Source organism: Rhodopseudomonas palustris, assembly GCF_034479375.1.
GTDB classification, from domain to species: Bacteria; Pseudomonadota; Alphaproteobacteria; order Rhizobiales; family Xanthobacteraceae; genus Rhodopseudomonas; species Rhodopseudomonas palustris_M.
The window spans coordinates 1,154,762-1,179,496 of the sequence record NZ_CP140155.1; the positions used below are offsets into that span (position 1 = coordinate 1,154,762).

18 protein-coding genes and 1 tRNA gene are annotated in these 24,735 nt (G+C 66.8%); 12 read left to right on the plus strand and 7 right to left on the minus strand.

Annotation, left to right across the window (positions count from 1 at the left end; translation table 11 throughout):
* Window positions 1-3 precede the first annotated feature (3 nt).
* Window positions 4-80: transfer RNA gene (locus tag SR870_RS05085), tRNA-Arg, on the minus strand.
* A gap of 312 nt (window positions 81-392) precedes the next feature.
* Here SR870_RS05085 and SR870_RS05090 point away from each other — a divergent pair.
* The 6 genes from SR870_RS05090 to SR870_RS05115 all read left to right on the plus strand — a co-directional run bounded on the left by SR870_RS05090 (window position 393) and on the right by SR870_RS05115 (window position 11,601).
* Window positions 393-5,606 (plus strand): alpha-2-macroglobulin, encoded by a 5,214-nt coding sequence (locus SR870_RS05090; RefSeq protein ID WP_322516946.1) that lies wholly within the window; start codon window positions 393-395, stop codon window positions 5,604-5,606.
* Window positions 5,603-7,798: a penicillin-binding protein 1C gene (gene pbpC, locus SR870_RS05095; RefSeq protein ID WP_322516947.1), complete on the plus strand. Its 2,196-nt coding sequence runs from the start codon at window positions 5,603-5,605 to the stop codon at window positions 7,796-7,798. The genes SR870_RS05090 and pbpC overlap by 4 nt, the downstream gene beginning before the upstream one ends.
* Window positions 7,799-7,849: 51 nt before the next feature.
* Window positions 7,850-9,592, plus strand: a complete 1,743-nt coding sequence (locus SR870_RS05100; RefSeq protein WP_322516948.1) for a glycosyltransferase family 39 protein — start codon at window positions 7,850-7,852, stop codon at window positions 9,590-9,592.
* A gap of 1 nt (window position 9,593) precedes the next feature.
* A complete protein-coding gene (locus SR870_RS05105; protein WP_322516949.1) occupies window positions 9,594-10,415 on the plus strand; it encodes a phosphatase PAP2 family protein in 822 nt (273 codons plus the stop codon).
* A 95-nt stretch (window positions 10,416-10,510) separates the two neighbouring features.
* Complete coding sequence (locus tag SR870_RS05110; protein WP_322516950.1) at window positions 10,511-11,269, plus strand: glycosyltransferase family 2 protein; 759 nt, start codon at window positions 10,511-10,513, stop codon at window positions 11,267-11,269.
* Window positions 11,263-11,601, plus strand: a complete 339-nt coding sequence (locus SR870_RS05115) for a lipid-A-disaccharide synthase N-terminal domain-containing protein (RefSeq protein WP_011441800.1) — start codon at window positions 11,263-11,265, stop codon at window positions 11,599-11,601. The genes SR870_RS05110 and SR870_RS05115 overlap by 7 nt, the downstream gene beginning before the upstream one ends.
* Window positions 11,602-11,805: 204 nt before the next feature.
* On the opposite strand, the gene metC is transcribed toward SR870_RS05115, so the two are convergent.
* Entirely contained in the window at window positions 11,806-13,002 is a 1,197-nt protein-coding gene (gene metC / locus SR870_RS05120; protein WP_322516951.1) for a cystathionine beta-lyase, read from the minus strand.
* Between the two features lie 333 nt (window positions 13,003-13,335).
* Here metC and SR870_RS05125 point away from each other — a divergent pair, with 333 nt between their 5' ends.
* Genes SR870_RS05125 through SR870_RS05140 form a run of 4 tightly spaced genes read left to right on the plus strand, consistent with a single transcriptional unit; the run spans window position 13,336 to window position 17,830 of the window.
* On the plus strand, window positions 13,336-14,352 hold the full coding sequence (locus SR870_RS05125) for an amino acid ABC transporter substrate-binding protein (protein ID WP_322516952.1): 1,017 nt from the start codon (window positions 13,336-13,338) through the stop codon (window positions 14,350-14,352).
* A gap of 14 nt (window positions 14,353-14,366) precedes the next feature.
* Window positions 14,367-15,572 carry an ABC transporter permease subunit gene (locus SR870_RS05130; protein WP_322516953.1) on the plus strand — a complete coding sequence of 402 codons (1,206 nt, stop codon included), beginning with the start codon at window positions 14,367-14,369 and terminating at the stop codon, window positions 15,570-15,572.
* Window positions 15,569-17,074: an ABC transporter permease subunit gene (locus SR870_RS05135; protein WP_322516954.1), complete on the plus strand. Its 1,506-nt coding sequence runs from the start codon at window positions 15,569-15,571 to the stop codon at window positions 17,072-17,074. Before SR870_RS05130 ends, SR870_RS05135 begins: the two co-directional genes overlap by 4 nt.
* A gap of 15 nt (window positions 17,075-17,089) precedes the next feature.
* Window positions 17,090-17,830 (plus strand): amino acid ABC transporter ATP-binding protein, encoded by a 741-nt coding sequence (locus SR870_RS05140; protein WP_322516955.1) that lies wholly within the window; start codon window positions 17,090-17,092, stop codon window positions 17,828-17,830.
* A gap of 39 nt (window positions 17,831-17,869) precedes the next feature.
* On the opposite strand, the gene SR870_RS05145 is transcribed toward SR870_RS05140, so the two are convergent.
* Window positions 17,870-18,148 (minus strand): hypothetical protein, encoded by a 279-nt coding sequence (locus SR870_RS05145; protein WP_322516956.1) that lies wholly within the window; start codon window positions 18,146-18,148, stop codon window positions 17,870-17,872.
* 789 nt (window positions 18,149-18,937) lie between these two features.
* Here SR870_RS05145 and SR870_RS05150 point away from each other — a divergent pair.
* On the plus strand, window positions 18,938-19,537 hold the full coding sequence (locus SR870_RS05150; RefSeq protein WP_322516957.1) for an ADP-ribosyltransferase domain-containing protein: 600 nt from the start codon (window positions 18,938-18,940) through the stop codon (window positions 19,535-19,537).
* Window positions 19,538-19,723: a hypothetical protein gene (locus tag SR870_RS05155; protein WP_322516958.1), complete on the plus strand. Its 186-nt coding sequence runs from the start codon at window positions 19,538-19,540 to the stop codon at window positions 19,721-19,723.
* 21 nt (window positions 19,724-19,744) lie between these two features.
* Here SR870_RS05155 and SR870_RS05160 read toward each other — a convergent pair whose 3' ends face one another.
* The 4 genes from SR870_RS05160 to SR870_RS05175 form a co-directional block, all read right to left on the minus strand.
* Window positions 19,745-20,782, minus strand: coding sequence for a cysteine synthase A (locus tag SR870_RS05160; RefSeq protein WP_322518201.1), 1,038 nt, complete (start codon window positions 20,780-20,782; stop codon window positions 19,745-19,747).
* Between the two features lie 127 nt (window positions 20,783-20,909).
* Window positions 20,910-22,139, minus strand: coding sequence for a cyclopropane-fatty-acyl-phospholipid synthase family protein (locus tag SR870_RS05165; protein WP_322516959.1), 1,230 nt, complete (start codon window positions 22,137-22,139; stop codon window positions 20,910-20,912).
* Window positions 22,140-22,188: 49 nt separating this feature from the next.
* A complete protein-coding gene (locus SR870_RS05170; RefSeq protein WP_322516960.1) occupies window positions 22,189-23,040 on the minus strand; it encodes a DUF1365 domain-containing protein in 852 nt (283 codons plus the stop codon).
* Window positions 23,041-23,042: 2 nt separating this feature from the next.
* Entirely contained in the window at window positions 23,043-24,353 is a 1,311-nt protein-coding gene (locus SR870_RS05175) for an NAD(P)/FAD-dependent oxidoreductase (protein ID WP_322516961.1), read from the minus strand.
* Window positions 24,354-24,735: the final 382 nt, after the last annotated feature.

Consider the following 24,735-nt stretch of genomic DNA (forward strand, 5'->3'; position numbering starts at 1 on the left):
GTTTGGCGATCCCAGCAGGATTCGAACCTGCAACCCGCGGAGTAGAAATCCGCTACTCTATCCAGTTGAGCTATGGGACCGTCGGGGGCGTTCTAGCACCGCCGATACAAAAAATCCGCTTCCGCGGCAACCGCCTCGAACCAATTGCGGAGATCGGCCGTCCAAGGGGGGCGGCGCGTTGTGTTCGGCGCGCCGGCGCGCGAAGATGCGAATCTGATGGACCCGAAACAAGACACCGGACGGCAGACATTGGACCGTCACGGTCATCCGGCTAGGCTGCGGCGCCCGGCGGTGCGGACGCGGGGCCATCGGCGCGTCATTTTCAGGCATTTGTTTCAGGCATTTGCTTTCGTCTCGGAACGCGGCGCACGTCCGCGGCAGGGGAGTTCGACATGATCGGTTTGGTTCGCGCCATCACGCTTTGCGCCACGCTGGCGCTCGGGCTGGCCACCGCGCAGGCCGCCGACAAGGCGTTCAAACGCGACGATCTGGCGGATTCGGCGATCAAGCTCGAGGCCCAGATCAAGAGCGAGGCCGGCGCCATCGCCAAGCCGGCGGCGGGCCTGCGCACCGACGCCGACGCCGCCTTCAAGCGCGGGGATTACCGCACCGGGCTGCAGATCATGGGCCAGATCGCCACCGTCGATCCGGCCGACGGCAGCAACTGGCTGCGGCTCGCCAAGACCGTGTTCCAGATCAAGGCGCCGACCAGCTCGGAACGGACCTTCCTGCTGGAGCGGGCCTCGACCGCCGCCTATCTCGCCTATCAGCGCGCCGGCAATGCCGGCGAGGAGGCCGAGGCGCTGGCGGTGCTCGGCCGCGCCATGGCGGACCGGCGGCTGTGGCGGCCGGCGCTGGATGCGCTGCGGCTGTCGCTCGACCTGCGCGAGGTCGCCGAGGTCCGCGGCCAGTACGAGAAGCTGCGTGACGATCACGGCTTCCGACTGCTCGATTATACCGTGGACTCGGATTCGGCCTCGCCGCGGGCGTGCTTCCAGTTCTCCGAGGACCTCGCCAAGCGCACCGATTTCGCGCCGTATCTGGCGCTGGCCGGGACCGACAAGCCGGCGCTGACCTCCGAAGACAAGCAGCTCTGCGTCGAGGGGCTCAAGCACGGCGAGCGCTACAACATCAATCTGCGCGCCGGGCTGCCGTCGACCGTCAAGGAGACGCTGCCGAAATCGGCCGAGTTCAACATCTATGTCCGCGACCGCAAGCCGCTGGTGCGCTTCACCGGCCGCGCCTATGTGCTGCCGCGCACCGGCCAGCGCGGCATCCCGCTGGTCAGCGTCAACACCCCGACGGTGTCGGCGCAGGTGTTCCGGATCGGCGACCGCAATCTGATCAACACCGTGGTCGACAGCGACTTCCAGCGCACGCTGAGCCGCTACCAGCTCGACGATCTCGGCAGCCAGCGCGGCGCCAAGGTGTGGTCGGGCGAACTCGACACCGCGCCGGCGGCGCTGAATGCCGACGTCACCACGGCGTTTGCGGTGGATCAGGTGCTCGGCGACCTGCAGCCCGGCGTCTATGTGATGACCGCTTCGCCGAAAGGGCCGGTCGCCAATGCGGACGACGACGGCCAGCTCGCGACGCAATGGTTCATCGTCTCCGATCTCGGCGTCACCGCGTTCTCCGGCAATGACGGTATCCATGTCTTCGTCAATTCGCTGGCCTCGACCGATCCGGTGGGGAAGGCCGAGGTGCGGCTGATCGCCCGCAACAACGAGATCCTCGCCACCCGCAAGACGGACGACAGCGGCCACGTGCTGTTCGAGGCGGGGCTGTCGCGCGGCGAGGGCGGGGCGTCGCCGGCGCTGCTGACGGTGACCGGCGAGAAGGCCGACTACGCCTTCCTCAGCCTCAAATCCAACGCCTTCGACCTGTCCGACCGCGGCGTCACCGGCCGCGCGGTGCCCGCCGGCGCCGACGCCTTCGTCTATGCCGAGCGCGGCGTCTATCGCTCGGGCGAGACCGTGCATCTCACCGCGCTGCTGCGCGATGGCCAGGGCAACGCGCTCGTCGGCGGCCCGATGACGCTGGTGATCGAGCGGCCGGACGGCGTCGAATTCCGCCGCGCCGTGCTGTCCGATCAGGGCGCCGGTGGCCGCAGCCTGTCGGTGGCGCTGAACTCGGCGGTGCCGACCGGGACCTGGCGCGTCCGAGCCTTCACCGATCCGAAGGGCGCCAGCGTCGGCGAAACCACCTTCATGGTCGAAGACTACGTCCCCGACCGGATCGAATTCGATATTTCTACCAAGGACAAGCAGATCAAAGCTGATGCTCCTGTGGAACTGAAGGTCGACGGCCGCTTCCTATACGGCGCGCCGGCCTCGGGGCTGGCGCTGGAAGGCGACCTGCTGATCGCGCCGGCCGCAGGCCGTCCGGGCTATCCCGGCTACCAGTTCGGCGTCGCCGACGAGGAGACCACCAGCAACGAGCGCGCCCCGCTGGAGAACCTGCCCGAGGCCGACGACAATGGCAGCGCGACCTTCCCGCTGAGTCTCGCGAAGCCGCCGTCGTCGACCCGGCCGCAGGAGGCGCAGATCTTCATCCGGATGCGCGAGGCCGGCGGCCGCGCCGTCGAGCGCAAGCTGGTGCTGCCGGTCGCGCCGACCGCGGCGATGATCGGCGTCAAGCCGCTGTTCGCCGACAAGAACGTCGCCGACGGCGACGCCGCCAAGTTCGAGGTCGCCTTCGTCGACCCGGACGGCACCGCGCTGGCGCGCTCCGGGCTGCGCTACGAGCTGCTGAAAATAGAATCGCATTATCAATGGTACCGGCAGAATTCCTCATGGGATTTCGAGCCGGTGAAGTCGACCAAGCGGGTCGCCGATGGCGACCTTGCGGTGGCGCCCGGCAAGCCCGGACAATTGTCGTTCCAGCCCGAAACCGGCCGCTACCGGCTCGACGTCAAGACCGCCGATGCCGACGGCCCGGTCACCTCGGTGCAGTTCGACGTCGGCTGGTATTCGGATGGCTCGGCCGACACGCCCGATCTGCTGGAGACCTCCGTCGACAAGCCCGAATACGCCTCCGGCGAGAGCATGACGGTGACGGTCAATGCGCGCACCGCCGGCCTCCTGACCGTCAACGTGCTCGGCGACCGGCTGCTGACGACGCAGTCGCTGGCGGTGAAGCAGGGCTCGACGCAGGTCAAGATTCCGGTCGGCAAGGATTGGGGCACCGGCGCCTATGTGGTGACGACGCTGCGCCGGCCGCTCGACGCCGCAGCTCAACGGATGCCCGGCCGCGCCATCGGCGTGCAGTGGATTTCGATCGACAGGAAGGCGCGGACGCTGCAGGTGACGCTGTCGCCGCCGGCGCTGGTGCGGCCGTCGACCACGCTGAAACTGCCGGTCAGGATCGGCGGTCTCGCGCCCGGCGAGGACGCCAAGATCGTGGTCGCGGCGGTCGACGTCGGCATTCTCAATCTGACCAACTACAAGCCGCCGGCGCCGGACGATTATTATCTCGGCCAGCGCCGCATGACCTCGGAGGTCCGCGACCTCTACGGCCAGTTGATCGACGGCATGCAGGGCACCCGCGGCCAGATCCGCTCCGGCGGCGACGGTGCCGGCGCCGAGCTGCAGGGCAGCCCGCCGACGCAGAAGCCGCTGGCGCTGTATTCGGGCATCGTCACCGTCGGCGCCGATGGCGCCGCCGAGATCAGCTTCGACATTCCGGAATTCGCCGGCACCGCGCGGGTGATGGCGGTGGCGTGGACCGCCACCAAAGTCGGCCGCGCCAATGTCGACGTCACGGTGCGCGACCCGGTGGTGCTGACCACGACGCTGCCGCGCTTCCTGCGCAACGGCGATCGCGGCACCATGGCGCTCGACCTCGACAATGTCGAAGGCGCGCCCGGCGACTTCACCATCAAGGTCACTGCGACCGGTCCGGTGAAGCTCTCCGGTCCCGCGTCGACCACGCTGAAGCTCGCCGCCAAGCAGCGCGGCTCGGCCTCGCTCGCCGTCGAGGCCGGCGGCGCCGGCACGGCGGCGCTCGACGTCGCCATCAGCGGCCCGAACGGGCTGGCGCTGGCGCGGCACTATGTGCTCGACGTCCGCCCTGCCAACCAAACCCTGGCGCGGCGCGCGATCCGCACGCTGGCGAAGCAGGAGAGCCTGACGCTGACGTCTGACATGTTCGCCGATCTGGTGCCGGGCACCGGCGGCGTGTCGCTGTCGGTCAGCCAGTCGACCGCGCTCGATGCCGCGACCATTCTGAAGGCGCTCGACCGCTACCCGTTCGGCTGCTCCGAGCAGATCGCCAGCCGCGCGCTGCCGCTGCTCTATGTCAACGAGCTCGCCGCCGGAGCGCATCTGGCGATGGATACCGGCGTCGACGAACGGATCAGGACCTCGATCGACCGGCTGCTGGCGCGGCAGGGCTCGAACGGCTCGTTCGGGATGTGGTCGTCGGGCGGCGACGATCCCTGGCTCGATGCTTACGTGGCCGACTTCCTGACGCGGGCGCGCGAGAAGAACTTCGTCGTCCCCGACGTCGCGTTCCGCAGCGCGCTCGACCGCATCCGCAATGCTGTGGTGAACGCCGAGGAGCCGGAAAAGGACGGCGGCCGCAATCTCGCTTACGGGCTGTATGTGCTGGCCCGCAACGGCGCGGCCCCGATCGGCGATCTGCGCTATCTCGCCGACACCAAGCTCGACAAACTGGCGACGCCGATCGCCAAGGCGCAGCTCGCCGCGGCGCTGGCGCTGGTCGGCGACCGCACCCGCGCCGAGCGGGTCTATGCGGCGGCAGCCGGCGACCTCGCGCCGAAACCGGTGATCCAGTTCGGCCGCGTCGACTACGGCTCGGCGCTGCGCGACGCCGCGGCGCTGGTCTCGCTCGCCAGCGAAGGCAACGCGCCGAAGGCGACACTGTCGACCGCCGTGCAGCGCGTCGAAGCGGCGAGGGGACTGACGCCCTACACCTCGACGCAGGAGAACGCGTGGCTCGTGCTGGCGGCGCGCGCGCTCGCCAAGGAAGCGATCAGCCTCGACATCAACGGCAGCGCGGTGAAGACCGCGTTGTATCGCAGCTACAAGGCCGACGAGGTGCGCGGCCAGCCGGTCAGGATCGCCAACACCGGCGACGCGCCGGTGCAGGCGGTGGTCACCGTCAGCGGTTCGCCGGTGACGCCGGAGCCCGCCGCCAGCAACGGCTTCAAGATCGAGCGCAACTACTTCACGCTCAGTGGCGAGCCGGCCGACATCAGCAAGGCGAAGCAGAACGATCGCTTCGCGGTGGTGCTGACGGTCACCGAGGCAAAGCCGGAATTCGCCCATGTGATGATCGCGGACTATCTGCCCGCCGGCCTCGAGATCGACAATCCGCATCTGGTGTCGTCGGGCGATAGCGGCACGCTGGACTGGATCGAAAACGGCCAGGAGCCGGTCAACACCGAGTTCCGCGACGACCGCTTCACCGCCGCGATCGACCGTCGCACCGAGGACAAGGCGGTGTTCACCGTGGCCTACATCGTCCGCGCGGTGTCGCCCGGCAAATATGTGCTGCCGCAGGCCACCGTCGAGGACATGTACAACCCCTCGCGCTACGGCCGCACCGGCACCGGCAGCGTCGAGGTGACTAAGGCGAAATGAGCGCCGACCTAAATAGCCAACTCTCGTCATGCCCGGGCTTGTCCCGGGCATCCACGAACAGCGTGTCGGCGGAGAAAGACGTGGATGGCCGGGACAAGCCCGGCCATGACGTGCGGAGAGGGCGGTCGCTCATTCAGACGGCGGCAATTGTAGCTGCCATCTTAGTCGTCGTGTCGATCGGCGGCCTCGCCGCCTACATTGCTTCGCTCGGTCCGCTGCCGCTCGACGAGGCGCGCAAGACCTCCGTCAGCGTGGTCGATCGCCACGGCAAGCTGTTGCGCGCTTATGCGATGGCGGACGGGCGCTGGCGGCTGCCGGTCGATGCGCAGACGCAGGTCGATCCGCGCTATCTCGCGCAGCTCATCGCCTATGAGGACAAGCGGTTCTGGTCGCACCAGGGCGTCGATCCTTGGGCGATCGGCCGCGCCGCGCTGCAACTCGTCACTCACGGACACATCGTCTCCGGCGGATCGACCATCACCATGCAGCTCGCGCGGCTGATGGAGCCGCGGCGCGAGCGCTCGCTCCACGCCAAGCTGCGCCAGATGGTTCGCGCCATCGAACTGGAGTGGAAGCTGAGCAAGCCGCAGATCCTCGATCTGTATCTGGCGCTGGCGCCGTATGGCGGCAATCTCGAAGGCATCCGCGCCGCGTCGATCGCCTATTTCGGCAAGGAGCCGAAGCGGCTGACGCTCGCGGAATCCGCGCTGCTGGTGGCGCTGCCGCAGTCGCCGGAGACCCGGCGGCTTGACCGCCATCCGGCGGCGGCGCAGGCGGCGCGCGATCGGGTGCTGGCGCGCATGGTCGAGGACGGCGTCGTCAGCGCCGAGGACGCCGCGCAGGCGAGGGCGGTGCCCGTCATTCGCCAGCGCAAGCCGATGCCGATCCTGGCGCCGCATTCCGCCGACCAGGCGACTGCGATCGTCAAGGACGCGCCGTTGATCCGGCTGACACTCGATGCGGGCATCCAGCGCGCGCTCGAAGCGCTGGCGCGCGATCGCGCGGTCGCGCTCGGTCCCGACATCTCGATCGGCATCGTCGCGGTGGATAACGAGACCGGCGACGTAGTGGCCCATGTCGGCTCGGCCGACTATTTCGACGAGCGCCGCGCCGGGCAGGTCGACATGACCCGCGCGGTGCGCTCGCCCGGCTCGACGCTGAAGCCGTTCATCTACGGGCTCGCCTTCGAGGACGGCTTCGTCCACCCGGAGAGCCTGATCGACGACCGGCCGGTCCGCTACGGCGCCTATGCGCCGGAGAATTTCGACATGACGTTCCAGGGTACGGTGTCGGTACGCAAAGCGCTGCAACTGTCGCTCAACGTCCCGGCGATCGAGCTGCTCGACCGGGTCGGCGCCAGCCGGCTGGCGTCGCGGCTGAAACAGGCCGGAGTCGGGCTGGTGCTGCCGAAGGACGAAGCGCCCGGGCTGGCGATGGGCCTCGGCGGCGTCGGCGTCCGGCTGACCGATCTGGTGCAGCTCTTCAGCGGTGTCGCGCGCCTCGGCAGTGTGCTGCCGCTGCGGGAGATCGCCAGTGATTCCAATGGTGAACGCGAGACTTTGCGTCTGCTGGATAAGGTCGCGGCCTGGCAGGTCGGCAACGTCCTGCTCGGCACCCCGCCGCCGGAAAACGCCGCCCGCAACCAGATCGCGTTCAAGACCGGGACGTCCTACGGCTATCGCGACGCCTGGTCGGTGGGCTTCGACGGCAAGTTCACGATCGGCGTCTGGGTCGGCCGGCCCGACGGCGCGCCGGTGCCCGGGCTGATCGGCCGGGTCGCCGCCGCGCCGGTGCTGTTCGACGCATTTGCGCGCACCGGGCATCTGCGCGCCGCGCTCCCCAAGCCCCCCCGCGGCACGCTCACCGCCGGCAACGCCCAGTTGCCGCTGCCGCTGCGCCGCTTCCGGCCCGCGGGTGACCTGGTCCGCGCCGGCAACGAGCAGGCGTTGAAGATCCAGTTTCCGCTGAACGGCTCGCGGATCGACGCGCTCAGCCAGGCCGCGACCGGCGCGCTGCCGGTCAAGGTCTCGGGCGGCGTGCTGCCGATGACGGTGATGGTCAACGGCCTGTCGGCCGGCGAGATCGACGGCCGGCGTCAGCGGCTGATCGCGCCGCCCGGTCCCGGCTTCGTCCGCCTCACCGTGATGGACGCGGTCGGCGCGGCAGCAACAGTCGTGGTGAGAATCCAGTAGCAGCCCGGCCAAGTGGTTGTCCGGCTATTGGTTTCAGCGTATGCGAAACCGATGATCGAGACCTCTGCAGCACGCCGCTTCGGCGCCCCCCGCGAGCCAAAAAACGCCATCGACCCCGGCCGCGGGCTGGTGGCCGTGCTGGATTTCGTGTCCGTCAGCCACTTTCGCGCCGTGATCTTTCTGGCGCTGGTCGGGCTGGTGTTCTTCCTGCCGGGCTTCTTCAACATCCCGCCGATCGACCGCGACGAGGCCCGCTTCGCGCAGGCCACCAAGCAGATGGTCGAGACCGGCGACTTCGTCGACATCCGCTTCCAGGACGAGGTTCGCTACAAGAAGCCGGTCGGGATCTACTGGCTTCAAGCGGCAGTGGTCGAGACCGCATCGAAACTCGGCCTGCCGCGCGCCCAGGTCCGGATCTGGCTGTACCGCGTGCCGTCGATGGCCGGCGCGATCGGTGCGGTGCTGATGACCTATTGGGCGGCGCTGGCCTTCATCGGGCGGCGAGGCGCCGTCGTCGCGGGTCTGCTGTTGTGCAGTTCGATCCTGCTCGGCGTCGAGGCGCGGCTGGCCAAGACCGACGCGTTCCTGCTGTTCACCGTCACCGCCGCCTTGGGCGCGATGGCGCACATCTATCTCGCCTGGCAGCGCGGCGACGACCGCACCAATTCATGGGTGGCGGCGGCGGTGTTCTGGACCGCGGTCGCCGCGGGCATCCTGCTCAAGGGTCCGCTGATCCTGATGTTCATCGCGTTGACCGTGATCCCGCTTGCGATCCTCGATCGCTCGGTGGGTTGGCTTTGGCGGCTGAAGCCGCTGGCGGGCGTGCCGTGGATGCTGCTGCTGGTGCTGCCGTGGTTCATCGCGATCTTCCTGCGCGCCGGCGACACGTTCTTCGCCGACTCGGTCGGCGGCGACATGCTGAGCAAGATCGCCAGCCCGAAGGAATCCCACGGCGCGCCGCCGGGCCTGTATTTCCTGCTGTTCTGGGTGACGTTCTGGCCCGGCGCGCCGCTCGCCGCGATGGCGGCGCCGGCGATCTGGCGGGCGCGGCGCGAACCCGGCGCGCAGTTCCTGCTGGCGTGGCTGATCCCGTCCTGGATCGTGTTCGAGATCGTCATCACCAAGCTGCCGCACTACGTGCTGCCGCTGTATCCGGCGATCGCGATCATGACCGCGGGCGCAATCGAGCGCAGCGTGCTGTCGCGCTCCTGGCTGACGCGCGGCGCGGCCTGGTGGTTCGCGATCCCGGTGGTGGTGCTGTCGATCGCGATCATCGGCGCGATCGTTCTGACGCGGCAGCCGGCGTTCTTCGCCTGGCCGTTCGTCGCAGCATCGCTGATCTTCGGGCTGTTCGCGTGGCGGCTGTTCGATGAGAATCGCGCCGAGGCGTCGCTGCTCAACGCGTCGCTGGCGTCGCTGTTTCTGATCACCGCGACGCTCGGCGTCGTGGTGCCGACGCTGCGGCCGGTGTTCCCCAGCGTCGAGATCGCGCAGGCGCTGCGCAAGGTGGTGTGCGTCGGGCCAAAGGCCGCCGCGGTCGGCTATCACGAGCCGAGCCTGGTGTTCATGACCGGCACCGACACGCTGCTCACCGACGGCTCCGGCGCCGCCGACTTCCTGCTCGGGGGCAGTTGCCGCTTCGCACTGGTGGAAGCCCGCAGCGAGCGCGCCTTCGCGCAGCGGGCCGAGGCGATCGGGCTGCGCTACAACGTGGCGACGCGGATCGACGGCTACAACTTCTCCCAGGGCAAACCGGTCTCGATCGCGATCTTCCGATCCGAAGGCACGCAGTAACATGGCGACCGGCTATCCGGCCGAACTGGGTGCCGTTCTGAGGCAGGCATTGGCGCGGCTGATGCGCACGCCGTCGCATTCGCGCCGCGCCGCCGCCGCCCGCCGCGGCGCGCGGTCGATCCTGGCGCTGACGGCGCTCGCGTCGGTCGCGACCGTGCTGCTGATGTTCGCCGTCGATGCCGTCTGGATCGGACTGATGCCGACGCGTGGCACGGCTTCGCTGTGGCCGGTGAGGATCCTGACCGACTTCGCCAAGTCGCGCTACGTGCTGTGGACGCTGGCGGCTTTGCTGGTGGCTTTATGGCTGCTGCTGCCACGGCTGCAGGGGGCTTCCCGCGCGGTTCTGATCGGGATCGGCACCCGCGTTCAGTACGTCTTCCTTGCGGTTCTGGTGCCGGTGCTCGCTGGCGAGGTGCTCAAAGGCATCGTCGGCCGCGGCCGACCGTTCGTCGGCGGCTCCGCCGATCCGTTCAATTTCACCTGGTTCGCCTGGAGCGAAGCCTATGCGAGCATCCCCTCGGGGCACACCATCACCGCCGCGGCGCTGGCTTTCGCGGTCTCGGCGCTGTGGCCGCGCCTGACCGGTGTGATGATCGTTTATACGGTGACGATCGCGATCACCCGCCTGGTGCTGCTGGCGCACCATCCCAGCGACGTCGTCGCCGGGGCGCTGATTGGATTGCTCGGCGCGCTCGCGGTGCGCTATTGGTTCGCGGCCCGGCGGCTGGCGTTCACGATCCGCCCCGACGGCACCATCGACCCGCTGCCCGGGCCGTCCTGGGACCGCGTCAAAGGGGTTGCCCGCGACGCCTTGGCCCCATAAGCCTTGACCCCCTAAGCCTTGGCCCCATCAGAAGCGGTCGCGCCGGCCTGCGCCCCGGCCGCAAGTTCCCGACGGCCCCCGGATTGTTCCGAACCATGCCTGAAACCATGCCAGACTCCAGTACGCCGCCCGCGGTGTCCATTGTGGTGCCGGTGCGTAACGAGGCCGACAATGTCGCCCCGCTGATCGCCGAGATCGCCGCGGCGTTGGACGGGCGCTGGGTCTACGAGATCGTCTATGTCGACGACGGCTCGACCGACGCCACGCCGCAGCGTCTTGCGGCGCTGCGGCGCGAGCGCGCCAATCTGCGCCAGATCAGGCACGCCAAATCCTGCGGTCAGTCGGCGGCGGTGCGCACCGGCGTCCGTGCCGCGCGCGGCGCGATCGTGGCGACGCTCGACGGCGACGGCCAGAACAATCCGGCCTTCATACCCGACCTGATCAAGGCGCTGGAACACGGCGGCGAGCGCTCCGGCCTGGCCGCCGGCCAGCGCGTCGGCCGCAAGGACACCGGCTTCAAGAAGCTGCAGTCCCGCGTCGCCAACAAGGTGCGTGACGCCATCCTGCGCGACGGCACTCGCGATTCCGGTTGCGGCCTGAAGGCGTTCCGCCGCGAGGTGTTCTTGGCCCTGCCGTATTTCGATGGCTTGCATCGTTTCCTGCCGGCGCTGGTGCGCCGGGAAGGCTACGACATCGTTTTTGTCGACGTCGCCGACCGGCCGCGGCTGTCGGGCGTTTCCAATTACGGCTTCTTCGACCGGCTGTGGGTCGGGCTGATGGATCTCGCCGGCGTCTGGTGGCTGATCCGCCGCAAGAAGGCCGTGCCAGCCGCGACCGAGGTGAACGAATGCTGATTCAATACGGGCAGGCTCTGGGCGATTATCTTTACGACGTGTTCGTCGCCAAGTTCGATTTCTGGCTCGCCTTCGGCCTGGTCGCGCAATTGCTGTTCACCGCGCGTTTCGTGGTGCAGTGGATCTCCAGCGAGCGCGCCGGCAAGAGCGTGGTGCCGATGGCGTTCTGGTTCTTCTCGATGGGCGGCGGGCTGATGACGCTGGTCTACGGCATCGCCAAACGCGAGCCGGTGATCATTCTCGGCCAGTCGATGGCGACCGTCATCTACATCCGCAACATCATGCTGATCATCAAGAACCATTCGAAAGGCTCGGAGAGCCTGCCGAACTGAGCGCTTGCGGGGCAGGCGTTCCGACATTTGAGTTCGTCATGGCTGGGCTCGTCCCGGCCATCCACGTCCTTCTCGCAAGCCGCGCCTCAAGGCGTGGATGGCCGGCACAAGGCCGGCCATGACGGGGAGAGGTTGTCGCCGATCTCAATCGTCGCGCGTTCGATCAGGCTGCCGGGATGACGCGTCAGACCGAACTGTCGACAATCACCGCGCGGCGTTGAACGCCGCGAAGCCGCGTTCCAGATCGGCCTTCAGATCATCGACGCTCTCCAGGCCGATATGCAGCCGCAGCGTCGGCCCGCCCGGATTCCATTTGGTCGCGCTGCGGTAGGTCGCGCAGTCGAACGGGATCGCCAGGCTCTCGAAACCGCCCCATGAATAGCCCATCCCGAACAGCTTGACGGTGTCGAGCAACGCGTCGACCGCCTTCTGCGGCGCAGGCTGCAGGACGATCGAGAACAGGCCGGACGCGCCGGTGAAATCGCGCTTCCAGATCGCGTGTCCCGGGTCGCTCTCCAGCGCCGGGTGCAGCACGCGCTGCACCTCGGGCCGCTCGCCGAGCCAGCGCGCCATCTCCAGTCCCGATTGCTGATGCTGCGCCAGCCGCACCGCCAGCGTGCGCAGGCCGCGCAGCGCCAGGAACACGTCGTCCGGCCCGGCGCAGACGCCGAGCTGGCGAATCCCCTCGGCCACCTGTGGCCATGTTCTGGCGTTGGCGGCGATGGTGCCGAACATGATGTCGGAATGGCCGCCGATATATTTGGTGCCGGCCTGGATCGAGATGTCGACGCCCTGATCGAGCGAGCGGTGATACAGCGGCGTCGCCCAGGTGTTGTCGTCGATCACCAGCGCGCCATGCGTATGAGCGACCTCGGCGATCGCCGGAATGTCGGGCATTTCGAAGGACTGCGAGCCGGGCGCCTCGACCATCACCACGGCCGTATTGGGCTTCAGGTGCGCGGCGATTCCGGCACCGACCAGCGGATCGAAATAGCTGGTTTCGACGCCGAAACGCTTCAGCATCTGGTCGCAGAACAGCCGCGTCGGGCGATAGGCGTTGTCGCACACCAGGACATGGTCGCCGGCTTTCAGCACCGCGAGCAGGGCGGTCGAGATCGCCGAGACGCCCGACGGCGCCAGGCCGACGCCGGCGCATTGCGGACCTTCCAGCGCCATCAGCGCCTGCTGCAGCGCCCTGGTGGTCGGCGTGCCGTGACGTCCATACGAATACTCGCCGCGATGGGCGTGCAGGTCTTCGGCGGTCGGATACAGCACCGTCGAGCCGCGCACCACCGGCGGATTGACGAAGCCCTTCTGCGCCTTGGTGTCGCGGCCCGAGGTGACCAGCCGGGTCTGCGGGCTGAGCGGCGATGCTGTTCCGCCGTGATCGGAAGAGTCCATATTGGCTCGCTGATGAAATAGCCGCCATCGTGATCGCGCACTGAGCGGCGCGGCGGCTGCCGAACGATTTGCCTAATAGCAGGCTTGGGAAGACGGCCGTCAACCCCTTGACCCGGCGTCCAACTCGTTGTGTGATGCGACGAGCCGTCTGGACGCCGTGCGGAGGGACTCGCGTAGATGTCGACCCGGGGTCATTCCTCACGGAGCCGCAGCGATGGCGATGCCGGCACGTTGCGCGGATCGACCGGCTGCTCGTGCCGCAAGCGCCGCAGCAACGCACCGTCACTTCCAACGCCGATCGACGCGGCAGCACATTCCTTGAAAGGTTTTTCGATGAAACGCGTATCCCTCGTTGCCGCCATCGCCGTCGCCGCCTGCTTCGCGGCCCAGAGCGCGGGCGCGCAGACGCTCAAAACCGTCAAGGACCGCGGGATCCTGTCCTGCGGCGTCAGCCAGGGCCTGCCTGGATTCTCGGCGCCGGACGACAAGGGCAACTGGACCGGTCTCGATGTCGACGTCTGCCGCGGCATCGCGGCGGCGATCTTCGACGATCCGAGCAAGGTGAAATTCGTGCCGCTGTCGGCCAAGGACCGCTTCACCGCGCTGCAGTCCGGCGAGATCGACGTGCTGTCGCGCAACACCACCTGGACGCTGTCGCGCGACACCTCGCTCGGCGTCAACTTCGCCGGCGTCAGCTATTACGACGGGCAGGGGTTCCTGATCAAGAAAGCCCTCAAGGTCAATTCCGCGCTCGAGCTCAACAGCGCCTCGATCTGCGTGCAGACCGGCACCACCAACGAGCAGAACGTCGCCGACTACTTCAAGGGCAACAACATGAAGTACGAGGTGATCGCCTTCGCCAACGCCGACGAGGCGATCAAGGCCTATGAATCCGGCCGCTGCGACGTGTTCACCTCGGACGTCTCCCAGCTCTACGCCCAGCGGCTGAAACTGACGGCGCCGGCCGACCACGTTGTGCTGCCGGAAGTGATCTCGAAGGAGCCGCTCGGACCGTTGGTCCGCCACGGCGACGACCAGTGGTTCGACGTGGTCAAGTGGACGCTGTTCGCGATGATCAACGCCGAGGAACTCGGCGTCACCCGCAGCAACGTCGCCGAGATGGCCAAATCGGATAAGCCGGAGCTAAAGCGCGTGTTCGGCACCGACGGCAATCTCGGCGAACAGCTCGGCCTGAGCAAGGATTGGGTCGCGCGCATCATCAAGGCGACCGGCAATTACGGCGAGTCGTTCGAGCGTAACGTCGGCGCCGGCTCCAAGCTCGAGATCGCCCGCGGCCTGAACAAGCTGTGGAACAAGGGCGGCATCATGTACGCGCCGCCGATCCGCTGACGCGCGGATCGGCCGTGGCGATCGAGGCCAGACCACCGCCGTCGCAGTTCGGCGCGAAGCTGCGCCGCGCGCTCGGCGGTCGCTCCGGCTGGAAAGGGCTGATCGCGCAGTTGCTGTTCGTCGCGGTGCTGTTCTGGATCGGCTACGAGATCGTCGACAATGCGCGCGACAATCTCGCCAACCAGCGGATCGCGTCGGGCTTCGGCTTCATGTCGCAGACCGCCGGCTTCGGGGGCAGCCAGACGCTGATTCCGTATTCGGAATCCGACAGCTACACCCGGGTGTTTCTGGTCGGTCTGGTCAACACGCTGGTGGTGTCGGCGATCGGCATCTTCTTCGCGACGCTGCTCGGCTTTCTCGTCGCGCTCGGTCGGCTGTCGCCGAATTGGCTGATCGCGCGGATCGCCGGTGGCTATGTCGAGCTGATCCGCAACCTGCCGCTGCTGTTCCAGATCCTGTTCTGGTATCTCGCCGTGCTCGGCGCGCTGCCGGGGCCGCGGCAGAGCGTGTCGGTGTTCGACAGTTTCTTTCTGTCGAACCGCGGCATCGTCGTTCCGCGTCCGGTCGGCGAGGCCGGGCTCGACGGCTTTCTCGTGGCGCTGCTGATCGCGGTGATCGTAGCGATCGTGCTGCCGATCTATGCGCGGCGTCGATTGTTCGACACCGGCAAGCCGATGAAGGTCTGGCCGTGGAGTCTCGGCCTGCTGATCGGCCTGCCGCTGATCGCCGTGCTGATCTTCGGCCGGCCGTTCGGATTTGAGATCCCGGCGCTGAAGGGGTTCAATTTCGCCGGCGGCTCCCGGATTGCGCCGGAATTCGTGGCGCTGACGCTGGCGCTGGCGACCTACACGGCGGGCTTCATCGCCGAGATCGTCCGCGCCGGCATTCTGTCGGTGCACAAGGGGCAGATGGAAGCCGGCGCGTCGCTCGGCCTGTCGCGCGGCGCGACCTTGCGGCTCGTAGTGATTCCGCAGGCGATGCGGGTGATCCTGCCGCCCTTGACCAACCAGTATCTCAACCTCACCAAGAACTCGTCGCTCGCGGTCGCGATCGGCTATCCGGATCTGTTCTCGGTGTTCGCCGGCACCACGCTCAGCCAGACCGGGCAGGCGATCGAGGTGATCGCGATCACCATGGGCGTCTATCTGCTGATTTCTCTGATCACCAGCGCCCTGATGAGTCTGTACAGTTGGCGGATCAACCGGAGCATGGGCGCATGAGCGAGCTCGGATCGATCACGCCGGCTTTCGTCCGCTCCGAGGAGGTCGCGCCGCGTCCCGCGCCGGTGAAGACCACCGGCTTCGTCGGGCTGATGCGGGCGCGGCTGTTCAACTCGCCGACCAACATCCTGCTGACCATCGTCGGCGCGCTGCTGCTGTACTTCACCGTCGTCCCGGCGGTGAAATTCCTGCTGGTCGACGCGGTCTGGACCGGCAGCAACCGCACCGACTGCCTGTCCGAAACGCTGCATCGCGACGTCGGCGCGTGCTGGCCGTTCGTGCAGGCGAAGGCCTCGCAATTCGTCTACGGCTTCTATCCGCAGCCGGAGCGCTGGCGCGTCGACCTGACCTTCGCGCTCGCAGCCCTGCTGCTGCTGCCGCTGCTGATTCCGCGCGCGCCGGCGAAGACGCTGAATGCCGGATTGTTCTTCGTCGCTTTCCCGGTGCTGGCGTTCTTCCTGCTGCATGGCGGCGGGCTGGAAGGCTTCGCGGTGAGTTGGGCGACCGAGCTGGTGTCGGGCCTGGTCGGCAGCCTCGTCGAAGCGGGAACCAAGCTCGCCGGCGGCGGCGTGATCGGGGTCGGCATCGGCAAGCCGCTGCTGTGGATCGCCGCGGCGCTGTCCTGGCTGGTCGCGCCGCTGGTCTGGCTGCGCGACTGGATCGAGGCTTCAGGCCAGCCGGTGTGGATCGATCTCGGATTGACGGCGCTGATCGTCACCGCGCTCGTCGCGCTTCTGACCGGGCTGCGCAACGGCGGACGGCCGCTGCTGGCGACGCTCGCGACCTTCATCGGCATCGCCGTGGTGATCGCGGTGCTGCGGCTCGATCGCGGCGGGCTGCCGATCGTCGGCACGCGGCAATGGGGTGGATTGCTGGTCACGCTGGTCGTCTCGGTCACCGGCATCGTCGCCTCGATGCCGATCGGGATCGCGCTGGCGCTCGGCCGGCGCTCGACGTTTCCGCTGATCCGGCTGTTCTCGATCGGCTTCATCGAGTTCTGGCGCGGCGTGCCGCTGATCACCGTGCTGTTCTTCGCGACCTACATGCTGCCGCTGTTCCTGCCCGGCAACTTCACCATCGACGGGCTGATGCGTGTGCTGATCGGTGTCGCGCTGTTCGCCGGCGCCTATAACGCCGAAGTGGTGCGCGGTGGGCTGAATGCGATTCCGCGCGGGCAGGCCGAAGCCGCCAGCGCGCTCGGGCTGTCCTATGCGAAGACGACCGGGCTGATCGTGCTGCCGCAGGCGCTGCGCCACGTGATCCCGGGCCTCGTCAACAGCTTCATCGCTCTGTTCAAGGACACTTCGCTGGTGTCGATCGTGGCCTTGTTCGATCTGCTCGGCCAGCTCCGCGCCGCCTTCGCCGATCCGACCTGGTCGACGCCGACCACGCTGTTCACCGGCTTCGCTTTCACCGGGCTGATCTACTTCGTGTTCTGCTTCGGCATGTCGCGCTATTCGTTGTTCGTCGAGCACCGGCTCAATGCCCACCGGCGCACCTGACAGAGGACTGCTTTGATGGCCGAAAAACCGATCGTCTCGATCGCAGGGCTGAACAAATGGTACGGCGATTTCCACGTACTGCGCGACATCGACCTCGATGTCGGCCGTGGCGAGCGCATCGTGATCTGCGGTCCGTCGGGCTCCGGCAAGTCGACGCTGATCCGCTGCATCAACGCGCTCGAGGAATTCCAGGAGGGCGAGATCGTGGTCGACGGCATCGACCTCGGGCCGAGCCTGAAACATGTCGACGCCGTCCGTCGCGAAGTCGGCATGGTGTTCCAGAGCTTCAACCTGTTTCCGCATCTCACCGTGCTGGAAAACTGCACGCTGGCGCCGATCTGGGTGCGCAACGTGCCGAAGAAGGACGCCGAGGCGACGGCGATGAAATATCTCGAGCGGGTGCGGATTCCCGAAAAGGCCGGCAATTATCCGGGACAGATTTCCGGCGGCCAGCAGCAGCGCGTCGCGATCGCCCGCGCGCTGTCGATGAACCCGAAGGTGATGCTGTTCGACGAGCCGACCTCGGCGCTCGATCCCGAGATGGTCAAGGAAGTGCTCGACACCATGGTCGACCTCGCCGACGAGGGCATGACCATGCTGGTCGTGACCCACGAGATGGGCTTCGCCCGCGAAGTCGCCAACCGCGTGGTGTTCATGGATTCGGGCCAGATCGTCGAAGCCAACGAGCCGGAAGCGTTCTTCGCCCATCCGCAGCACGCGCGGACCAAGCTGTTCTTGAGCCAGATTCTGCGGTGACGCTGCACGGCGCTGCGAGCGTTCCGCTCCGCCGGCCGCTCAGATCGCGCGGGACGTTGACGAGTAGCGCTTCAGGCCCTTGCGGTCGCTCGCCGAGAATTGCCCGAACACTGTCTTGATGCGATCGGCCGGCGTGATGTCGTCGGCAAAGCCGCTCGGCTGCCGGGCGCCGACGGACGCCACGCGAGGCGCGTACAGGGCGCTGTTGTAGATCGCATCGTTGAACCGCGGCGGGCCGTCGCCGTACACCGCATCGATGACGATCAGCAGCGCCAGCAACGCTGGCCCGACGGTGATGAAATATCTGAAGACCGGCATGACGCGCTCCTTGTTGGCCGCAGGAAGCGCCGTCAGGGGTGAAGGCCGGGTTGATGATGCCGCCGGCGTTGCAGGCGCGGTTGCCGCGCGGTTAACCGGGTCCCGACAATGCGCCGGTTGTCGGCGAGGCCACGCGCCGAGCGTTTTCAAACAGCCACGACGGATTGGTCTCGCGACTCCGAGGAGCCCGAGCTGTGCGCCCGGCGCTGTCACAGCGAGGGGCGGGGCGCGCCGGGAGGCGCGAGTTGGGGGGCGCGATAACTTTCGCTCGAGCCATCGCGCAACGCCGGGCGCCGCCCACCGCGGCCATTATGAGGACTGTGCTTCCGGACGCAGGGAGCGTCCGGATTTCTCCCGCCTGGGTGCGCCGGTGTAGCCCAAAAGGGCAGCTGCTCGTGTGGGCGGCGGGTGGTGACTTCGGCCTTTCGGGCGCCGTGCTTGCGAGGCGCGTCACTCAGGCCTCCGCGTCCGGTTCCGCCGCACGAGCGCTCCCGAGAAGCGCCGTCGCGAACCGGACGAGACGGATACGGTCATAGGATCATATACCTGATAGGTGCCGACCGCGATGCGGTTGTCACGGTGCCGGATCGGCTGCCGGCCAGCGTTCCGTCAGCAGCTGTAGCACACCGAGGCACGAAGCCACGGATCGCGCCCGGCGAGGATTTGATGATTGCCTGAGCTGAGCCGTACTCCCGCCGCTTTTCTTCATTGTTCGCTAACCAAGAAGGTGGCGTATTGCCGATTGAATCCAGGCAGAGAGCCTGCCCACCATCATTCAGGTGCAATCCCGTGCGCGGGGCCAGATTTTTCGATGTGCTGACGCGGTTGATCGGGCTTGACGAGGCCTCGCGATGCCTCCGAAAGATCTGCAAGATCGATCAACTCGATGCCCAATTTCACGAACAGATTTCTAACTTCGAGGCGCTCGCGTTCTACGTCTACTCTACCGCCAACGGCTGGCATAGCTACATCAACAGGGAGCTCTGGTCCGGCCACCCCAATCCCGATGTGACCGCGTTCGCCGAGGTCCTAAACACAGCGCTCGGCAAGATCGCAGCGATCACGGGAAAACCGAGCACGGTGTTCCGCGGCTATCACTCCGAAGATCTCAGCGCCTTCAGCGCAAGCTATGCCGAAGGACAAATCGTTCGATTTCCGGCGTTCACGAGCGCGTCGTTTTCGGAAACGTCGGCCTTCGGCGGCAACGTTTTGTTCATCATTCGGGCGCTCAGTGCCAGAGCGATTTGGTGGCTGTCGCCGAACTTCCATGAAGAGGAAGCTCTGCTTCCGACAGATTGTAGTTTTCAGGTGATCGACAAGGAGCTTCGATCCCTAAGCGCCGAAGCGAGGCTCGTGATCATTCTCCAGGAGCTGACGAGGAGGCCGTAAATGACCGATCGCGACAAAAATCCAGACGACAAAGGCGAACTCAGCCGCCGCCTAGACGAGCGGGTGTCGGGTGGCCGGATCACTCAGGCGGAATCCGATGTGATTTTGCGGTTCTTCGCCAGCACGACCGAGGGCCGCTGGCCGGCTTCCAACCTGCAGCGCCGCATGCAAAGCTCTGGCGGCTAAGAGGGCGCCTGCGCTTCCCCCTCATACCTTCTCGAACGGCACCGCGATCGTGCTCTTGGTCTCCATCCATTCCGGCACCGGCAGATTCTTGCTGCGCATGAAGTCCGGGTTGAACAGTTTCGACTGATAGCGGCTGCCGTAGTCGCACAGGATGGTGACGATGGTGGCGCCGGGGCCGAGATCCTTGGCGAGACGGATCGCGCCGGCGACGTTGATGCCGCTACTGCCGCCGAGGCACAGGCCCTCGTGTTCGAGCAGGTCGTAGACGATCGCGACCGCTTCCTCGTCGGGGATCTGGTAGGCGTCGTCGATCACCGCGCCGTCGAGATTGGCGGTGACGCGGCCCTGGCCGATGCCTTCGGTGATCGATGAGCCTTCGGATTTCAGCGCGCCGTTCTTGTAGTAATTGTACAGCGCCGAGCCCATCGGGTCGGCCAGCACGGCGCGGATCTTCGGGTTGTTCTGCTTCAGCCCGATCGAGACGCCGGCCAGCGTGCCGCCGGAGCCGACCGCGGCGACGAAGCCGTCGATCTTGCCGTCGGTCTGCTGCCAGATCTCCGGCGCGGTGGTGTCGATATGCGCCTGCCGGTTGGCGACGTTGTCGAACTGATTGGCCCAGATCGCGCCGTTCGGTTCGGTCTTCGCCAATTGTTCGGCGAGCCTGCCGGACAGTTTCACGTAGTTGTTCGGATTGGCGTAGGGCACCGCCGGCACCTCGATCAGTTCGGCGCCGCACAGCCGCAGCATGTCCTTCTTTTCCTGGCTCTGCGTCTGCGGGATCACGATCACGGTGCGGAAGCCGAGCGCGTTGGCGACCAGCGCCAGCCCGATGCCGGTGTTGCCCGCGGTGCCTTCGACCACGACGCCGCCGGGACGCAGCGCGCCGCGGGCGATCGCGTCCTTGATGATGAACAGCGCCGCGCGGTCCTTCACCGACTGGCCCGGATTCATGAACTCGGCCTTGCCGAGGATCGTGCAGCCGGTCGCCTCCGACGCGCGCTTCAACCTGATCAGGGGCGTGTTGCCGATGGCGTCGACGACGTCGTTCTTGATGATCATCATGTCCGGAAGCTGACGTTCGGTTGCGGGATCACAACCTAGGTGACGCGGCTGCACGGCACAAGGCAGCCCTGCTGCATCATTGTGCAGCGGAGAGGGCCGTTGCGCGGGTGGGAGATCGCAGATGTCAGCTCGTCTTGGCGAACACCACCTGGCGGACGTCGATATTGCCGGACAGGAATCCGGCCTCGCAATAAGCGAGATAGTACTCCCATAGCCGGCGGAAGCGGTCGTCGAAGCCGAGCGGCGTCAGGGTCGGCCACGCCTCGCGAAAATTGTCTCTCCAGGTCGCGAGCGTCTTGGCATAATCTTCTCCGAAGATGCGCTCGCGGATGACGGGCACGCCGAACCGCTCGCCGAGCGATTTCAGGATCTCCGGCGACGGCAGCATTCCGCCGGGGAAGACGTAGCGCTGGATGAAATCGACCTCGCGGCGATAGGCCTGGAAGAAGCGATCCTGAATCGTGATCGCCTGAATCCCGACCAGCCCGCCGGGCAGCAGCCGGTCGCGCAATTGTGAAAAGTAGCGCGGCCAGAACTGCTCGCCGACCGCCTCTATCATCTCGATCGAAGCGATACGGTCGTACTGGCCGCGCTCGTCGCGATAGTCCTGCAGCCGGATCTCGACCTTGTCGGCGAGGCCGGCGCGCTGCATCCGCTCCTGGGCGAAGTCGCGCTGCTCCTTGCTGATGGTGAGGCCGACGACGCGGGCGTCGAAGTTCTTCGCGGCGTATTCGGCAAAGCCGCCCCAGCCGCAGCCGATCTCGAGCACCCTCTGGCCCGGCCGCAGGTCGATCGCCTCGGCGAGCCGCTGATATTTGTTGATCTGCGCCGCGGTGAGGTCGTGGGTGTGGTCCTCGAACAGCGCCGAGGAATAGGTCATGCTCGGATCGAGCCAGGCCGAATAGAACGCGTTGCCGATGTCGTAATGCGCGTAGATGTTGCGCCGCGCCTGCCGCTTGGTGTTGCGGTTGAACCAGTGCCGGACCACCTGGACGAAGCGCATCATCGGGTTTTCGCCGAGCATCGCCTGGATCAGCTCGTGATTGACGCAGAACAGATACAGGAACTGGGTCAGGTCCGGCGTGTCCCAATCGCCGGCGAGATAGGCCTCGGCGATGCCGATGTCGCCACCGTTGATCAGCCGCGAGGCGAAGGCGTAATTGTGCAGCCGCATCTCCGCGGCGGGGCCCGGCTCGGCGCCGCCCATGCGGAACCGCCGGCCGTCGGGCAGGGTGACGTCCAGCGTGCCGCGTCGCAGCCGCGCCCCGAACGCCAGCGCCATCCGCACCACACGCGGCAGCCCGGCGAGCTTCGCATCGACATTTTCGGGGGTCAGGAACACCAGCTCGGACATTTCAATTTCCATCGATCTCGCCCAGGTCGGACAGATGGAAACGCTGGGCTCACGTATTGTTACTATAAGCATCGGGAGGCCGCGCTGCAAAGCCGCTCGTTGGCGGCGGCGCGGGCGGACGCGGCACCAATCGCGCACCTTTGATCCACAGCCGCAGCGCTTCCCAGTGAATCGCCGCCATCACCTTGATCGTCATCAGCGGAAGCGCGACGAACGAGCGCAGCAGCGATGCGGTCGACAGCGGTCGGCGACGGCCGTTGAAGGTGGCGGAGAGCAGTGGACCGGAAGCATCGGTCTCGAGGATGCGCACTTTCACGGCATCGCCGGGCGGCGACACACGGAAATGGTAGCGCATCGCCATCTCGATGAAGGGCGAGACGTAGAACAGCTTGTCCTGCGCCTGGCGCAGCCCGGCGGCGGTGATCTCGCCGGGCTTCACCGGCAGCGCATAAGAATGGATGTCGCCGAAGGTGTTGCGGACCTCGTAGACGACCATCGCGAGGCCGCCATCGGCGCCGTAGCAGAAATACACAGACAATGGATTGAAGGTGTAGCCGAGCAGACGCGGATAGGTCAGCAGCAGCACCCGGCCGCCATTGAGGTCGACGCCCTGCGCCGATGCGCAACGCTCGATGTAGCCGCGCAGCGTGCCGCCGTCGCGGTCGCCGTGATCCTTTTCGTGAAAGGAGTACAGCGCGCGGCGATTGACGCCGAACAGCGGCGTCATCCGGTCCGCCTCGGTAAGCCGGTCGAGGTCGATCAACAGCGACATCACCCGGTAGTTGAAGCGATGGCCCATCGGCTTCAGCCGGGCGTGCATCACATCGCCGAAATACAGCACGGCTGCGGCAGCGGGCGGGCCGCCCGTCGTCGCTGGAGCCTTGTCGGCGGGGTGGGTCATGATTATTCCGCGGCTTCCCGGACTTCGGGCCGCGGCGCCCGCCACGGCACCGGCGCGCCCAGATTTTCGGCGACGGCGAGGCCGGAACGCAGCCCGTCCTCGTGGAAGCCGTAGCCGGTCCATGCGCCGCAGAACCAGGTCCGGCGCTGCCCCTGAATCTCGCCGATCCGGCGCTGTGCGGCGAAGGCTGCCGCCGTGTATTGCGGATGGTCGCAGTCATAGCGGCCGAAGGTCAAGGCCGGATCGGGCGCGAAAGGCGGATTCAGGCTGACGAACAGCGGCTTGGAATCGTCGATGCCCTGCAGCCGGTTCATCCAATAGGTCACCGCGACGTCGTTGACCGGCGAGCCTTCGCGTTGCCAGCGCAGGAAGTTCCACGACGCCCAGGCGTGCTTGCGCTTCGGCATCAGCCGCGGATCGCGATGCAGATAGACCAGGTTCGGCGCATAGCCGATCGCGCCGAGGATATCGCGTTCCTCGTCGCTGGGATCGGCCAGCATCGCCAGCGCCTGATTGCTGTGCGCGCCGATCACGACGTGATCATAGACGTCGGCATGGCCGAGGCTGTCGCGCACGATCACGCCCTTCGGCGTGCGCTCGATCGCCGTCACCGCTGCGCCGAGCCTGAGATGCTCGAAGCCGGCGGTGAGCTTCTCGACATAGCGCGCGCTGCCGCCCTTGACGGTGCGCCAGATCGGACGCTCGTAATGCAGCAGGCGATGGTTGTTGAAGAAGGCGACGAAATTCTCGGCCGGGAAGTCGAGGATCTCCGCAGCCGGCGCCGACCAGATCGCCGCGCCCATCGGCGCCAGATAGTCGGTCAAGAGCCGCGGCGCGAATTTGCGGCTGGTGAAATATTCGCCGAGCGACAGACCCGCCAGCGCGCCGGATTTGAAGTCGGCGACGCTCTGCTCGTTGAACACCAGAATGTGCCGCAGCATCTTCAGATAAGACGGCGACAGCAGATTGCTCGGCTGCGCGAACAGACCGCGCGCGGTTTCGAGCCAGTTCGAGCCGCCGCCTTTCCATTCGAATCGGCCGGAATCGGCCGAGACCGCGAAGCTCATGCAGCTCTCGACCGTCTCGATGCCGAGATGGGCGAACAGCGCGGTGAGGTCGGGATAATTGAGCTGGTTGTAGACGATGAAGCCGATATCGACCGGGATCGGCGTGCCGCCGTAATCGACCGTGACGGTGTGGCTGTGACCGCCCGCGCGCAACTCGCGCTCATAGACCGTCACGGGATATCGCGACGACAGTGCCCAAGCGGCGGCATTGCCTGCGATTCCCGTTCCAACAACTGCGACGCGCATTCCCGGCCCCCTTAGCCCACCACTGTTCCCGAGTTACGACGGGCCTCCGCCGAAGTTTCAGCAACGAGTGTGCTTGGACGCGGCGAGCGGGCAGGGTCGATCCACAACGGCAACGAACAGATGAAATCTTTGTAAGCTTTGCCGCAAGTGGGAACAGGGTCAAGTTGGGGAAAACCCCATAAAACAAGGCGATCCACCGACTCGGCGGGCGGGTTGGCGGCCGCCAGACATATTATGTCACAATTGCAGAGCCCGACGGGCCTGTGCGCCGTTCATTCCGCCAGCTACAATAGATGCGGGGTTCAGAAGGCGCTTTCCGTGATCTGCTTGCAAGTGACTATCAGAAGGCATCGTCCGCCGGGCGTCAATCCGGTGCGAGGTG